At 72.0% G+C, this 4215-nt stretch carries 4 protein-coding genes; all 4 read left to right on the top strand.

Annotated features, from left to right (window positions below):
• The first annotated feature begins 20 nt into the window (after window positions 1-20).
• The gene (locus VKG64_03495) at window positions 21-1439 is read left to right on the top strand and encodes a sigma-54 dependent transcriptional regulator (protein HKB24096.1); all 1419 of its coding nucleotides are present in this window, start codon (window positions 21-23) and stop codon (window positions 1437-1439) included.
• A 25-nt stretch (window positions 1440-1464) separates the two neighbouring features.
• Window positions 1465-2604 (top strand): efflux RND transporter periplasmic adaptor subunit, encoded by a 1140-nt coding sequence (locus tag VKG64_03490; GenBank protein ID HKB24095.1) that lies wholly within the window; start codon window positions 1465-1467, stop codon window positions 2602-2604.
• Window positions 2605-2617: 13 nt separating this feature from the next.
• Window positions 2618-3607 carry an ABC transporter ATP-binding protein gene (locus tag VKG64_03485; GenBank protein ID HKB24094.1) on the top strand — a complete coding sequence of 330 codons (990 nt, stop codon included), beginning with the start codon at window positions 2618-2620 and terminating at the stop codon, window positions 3605-3607.
• Between the two features lie 4 nt (window positions 3608-3611).
• Window positions 3612-4215: ABC transporter permease (locus VKG64_03480; GenBank protein HKB24093.1), on the top strand; the 604-nt coding region annotated here is incomplete at its 3' end.

Raw genomic sequence — 4215 nt, 5'->3', positions numbered from 1 at the left:
TGAACCAGGTCAGCGCGCGGATCCTGATCGCCGACGACGAGGACAGCCTGCGCTGGGTCCTCGAGAAGGGCCTGCGCCAGGCGGGCTACGAGGTCACGGCCGTCAAGGACGGGATGAGCGCGATCAAGGCGTTCGAGGCCGAGCCGTTCGACATCGTCTTCCTGGATGTGCGCATGCCGGGCGTCGACGGGCTCGCCGCGCTCGCGCGGCTGCGCGAGGTGCGCGCCGACGCGACGGTGGTCGTGATGACCGCGCACGGCACGATGGACACCGCGATCCAGGCGATGCAGCGCGGCGCCTACGACTACCTCGCCAAGCCCTTCGACCTCGACGAGGTCCTGCTCCTCGCCGAGCGCGCGCTCGCGGCGCGGCGGCTCACCCAGGAGGTGACGCGGCTCAAGAGCGGGCTCCTGGAGGTGTGGGAGTTCGGCGCGCTCATCGGCCGCCACCCGCGGATGCAGGACGTCTACAAGACCATCGGACGCATCGCGGGGAGCGACGTGACGGTGCTCCTCCGCGGCGAGTCGGGGACGGGCAAGGAGCTGGTCGCGCGGGCGATCCACCACTACAGCCGGCGCGCGGGCCGCCCGTTCGTCGCCGTCTCGTGCGCGGCGATCCCGGGGACGCTGCTCGAGACGGAGATGTTCGGCCACGAGCGCGGCGCCTTCACCGACGCCAAGGAGCGCAAGCTCGGCCGGCTCGAGCTGGCCCACGGCGGCACGCTCTATCTCGACGAGATCGGCGACATGCCCGTCGAGCTGCAGACGAAGGTCCTGCGCGCGCTCCAGGAGCGCACGATCGAGCGCGTGGGCGGCACCGACCCGATCCGCGTCGACGTGCGCGTGCTCGCCGCGACCAACCGCGACCTCGAGACGCTCATGAAGGAGGGCCAGTTCCGCGAGGACCTCTACTACCGGCTCAACGTCGTGACGATCAACCTCCCGCCGCTGCGCGAGCGCCGGCGCGACATCCCCCTCCTCGTCGAGCACTTCCTCGCCAAGCACGCCGCCGAGCTCGGCGAGCGCGGCGTCGCGCCCGAGGCGCTCGACCGCCTCGTCGGCCACGACTGGCCCGGCAACGTGCGCGAGCTCGAGAACGTCGCCCAGCGGGCGATGGTGATGGCGACGAGCGGCGTGATCCTGCCCGAGCACCTGCCGATCGGACCCGTCTCGGCCGCCGCGTCGGTCGCGGTGGACGCGACGCTCGAGGAGATCATCGAGCGGAAGCTGATGGAGTGCGTCCGCGGGCTCCGCGAGCACGCGAGCGCGCACCTCTACGACCTGATGATCGGCCTCGTCGAGAAGCCCCTGCTCCGCGCCGTCCTGCGCGAGACGGGCGGCAACCAGGTCCGCGCCGCGCAGATCCTGGGCATCAACCGGAACACGCTCCGGAAAAAGCTGATCGAGCACGGCATCGACCCCGACGCGCTCGAGGGCTGAGAAGCCATCGCGCTATAATCGACTGATGCGGAAGTCGGTCACCGTCGTCGTCCTCGTGCTGCTCGCGGCCGTGGCCGCCCTCGCCGCCACCTGGGCCGCGCGCCGGTTCAACAGCAGCGACGTGGTGGCCGTGACCGGGACGATCGAGGCGATGCAGGTGGAGATCGGCGCGAAGATCACCGGTCGCGTCGTCGAGCGTACCGTCCGCGAGGGGCAGCCGGTCGAGCGTGGGCAGCTGCTCGTGCGACTGGATGCCGAGGAGCTGACCGCCGACACCCGCCGGGCCGAGGCGGCGGTGCGGACCGCCGAGGCCCAGCTCCGGAACCTCGAGGCCGGCGCGCGGCCGGAGGAGATCCGCGAGGCGGAAGCCCGCGAGGCGAGAGCGCGGGCTCAGCTCGACGACCTGCTCGCCGGCTCCCGCGGCCAGGAGATCGAGCAGGCTCGGGCGGCGCTGCGGAGCGCGACGGTCACCCGCGAGTGGACCGAGCGGGATTTCCGCCGGGCCGAGGAGCTCTTCGCCAAGTCGCTGATCGCCGCGCAGGAGGTCGATCGCGCGCGTCAGGCGTACGAGTCTGCGGCCGCGAACGAGGGGGCCGCCAAGGAGCGGCTCTCGCTGCTCGAGGCGGGGTCGCGCCCGCACGAGATTGCGGCCGCCCGGGCGGAGCTCAGCGCTGCGCGGGAGCGGGCGCAGCTGCTGCGCGCCGGGTCGCGTCCTCAGGAGATCGAGGCGGCGCGCGCCCGGCTCGCCGAGACGAGTGCCGCGCTCGCACAGGCGCAGGCGCGGCTCGCCGAGACGCGCCTGCTGTCGCCCCTCACCGGCGTCGTGCTGCGGAAGAACGTCGAGGTGGGCGAGACGGTGAACCCCGGGGTGTCGATCCTCACGCTCATGGACCCGCGGGACCTCTGGGTGCGCGCCTACGTGCCCGAGACCGAGATCGGGCGGCTCCGCATCGGCCAGACGGCGACGATCACCGTCGACGCGTTTCCGGGCCGCGTCTTCGAGGGCACCGTCACCGAGATCGCCTCCGCGGCGGAGTTCACGCCGAAGAACGTGCAGACGCGGAAGGAGCGCGTGAACCTCGTCTTCCGCGTGAAGGTCGCCTCCCGCAATCCGGAGGGTGTGCTGAAGCCCGGCATGCCCGCGGACGTCGAGATCCACCCGTAGGGCCGCTCGCGCCATGAGCGGCGAGGCGTCCCCGCCCGCGGTCGTCACCCGGGGGCTGACGAAGCGGTTCGGCAAGATCGTCGCCGTCGATCATCTCGACCTCGTCGTCCGCGCCGGCGAGCTCTATGGCTTTCTCGGCCCGAACGGCGCCGGCAAGTCGACGACGCTCCGGATGCTGTGCGGGATCCTCGAGCCCTCGGACGGCGAGGGCTCGGTGCTGGGCATCGATCTCCGCCGCCAGCCCGAGCGCGTGAAGTCCCTGATCGGGTACATGTCCCAGCGGTTCTCGCTCTACGACGACCTCACGGCGGTCGAGAACCTGACGTTCTACGCCCGCCTCTACATGGTGCCGCGCGACGAGCGGCGGCCGCGGATGGAGCGGATGCTGCGCCTCGCGGATCTCGTCGGCCGCGAGCACCAGCTCGCGGGCGAGCTGTCGGGCGGCTACCGGCAGCGGCTGGCCCTGGTGTGCGCCCTCGTCCACGGGCCACGCCTGATCTTTCTCGACGAGCCCACGGCGGGCGTGGACCCGGTCTCCCGTCGCACGTTCTGGGCGCTCATCCGTCGCCTGGCCGACGAGGGCACCACCATCGTCGTGACGACGCACTACATGGACGAGGCGGAGCTCTGCGACACGCTGGGCTTCATCTACCAGGGCCGGCTGATCGCCGAGGGCAGCCCGGCCCGGATCAAGACCGAGGCCTTCGCGGCGTCCGTGATCGAGCTGGAGGCCGAGCCGCTGCGCGTGGCGGCCGAGGCGCTGGCGGATTGGGAGGCGGTGGACGAGGTCGTTCGCATCGGCGTCCGGCTGCGGCTGATCGTGGCGCCCGGCGGGCCCGACGCCGCGGCGGTCGCGGGCTTCCTCGAGACCCGCGGCGTTCGCGTCGGCTGGGCGCGCGCGGTGGAGCCGTCGGTCGAGGACCTCTTCGTCTCGCTCGTCGACAGGGAGCGGAAGGCCCGCGTGCGCGAGCAGCTCCGCGCGCTCGGCGCCCCGGGCGCCTGAGGCGGTGCTGAGCCGGCTCTACGGCATCATCGCCAAGGAGTTCATCCAGCTCCGGCGTGACCCGCTCGCCCTCACGCTCATCCTCTTCATCCCGGTCGTCCTGGTCTTCATCTTCGGCTGGGCCATCAACACCGACGTCAAGCACGTGCCCACGGCGGTGTTCGAGCAGTCCGGGAGCGTCGAGGCGCGGAAGCTGCTCGAGGCGCTCGAGAACAGCCAGTACTTCGACGTCCGTCACTGGGTGCGCAGCCATCGCGAGCTCACGCGCCTGATCGACGACGGCACGGCCAAGGTCGGCATCGTGATCCCGCCGGACTTCGCCCGCAAGCTTTCCCGCCGCGCGGCCGAGATCCAGGTCGTCGTCGACGCTTCGGATCCGATGGTCGCGACCTCCGCCATGAACGCCGCCACGGCCCTGGCCTCCGACCGGTCGCTGCGGGTGCTGGCGGAGACCGCCGAGGGCACGGTCCTGCGGCGCGAGTCGCCGCCCGTCGATTTTCGGGTGCGGGCGTGGTACAACCCGGATCTCGTCTCGGCGATCTTCATCGTGCCCGGGCTGATCGGCGCCCTGCTCATGCAGACGACGATCACCGCCATGGCGGTGTCGG

This window comes from Candidatus Methylomirabilota bacterium, from assembly GCA_035260325.1.
Lineage (GTDB): Bacteria > Methylomirabilota > Methylomirabilia > Rokubacteriales > CSP1-6 > AR19.
The sequence above is the reverse complement of the archived record's forward strand: the minus strand, read 5'-3'. Positions and strand labels throughout refer to the sequence as shown.

Coding starts and splice junctions, on each gene's coding strand:
- VKG64_03490 (HKB24095.1), top strand. CDS start 1,465: ATGCGGAAGTCGGTCACCGTCGTCGTCCTCGTGCTGCTCGCGGCCGTG.
- VKG64_03485 (HKB24094.1), top strand. CDS start 2,618: ATGAGCGGCGAGGCGTCCCCGCCCGCGGTCGTCACCCGGGGGCTGACG.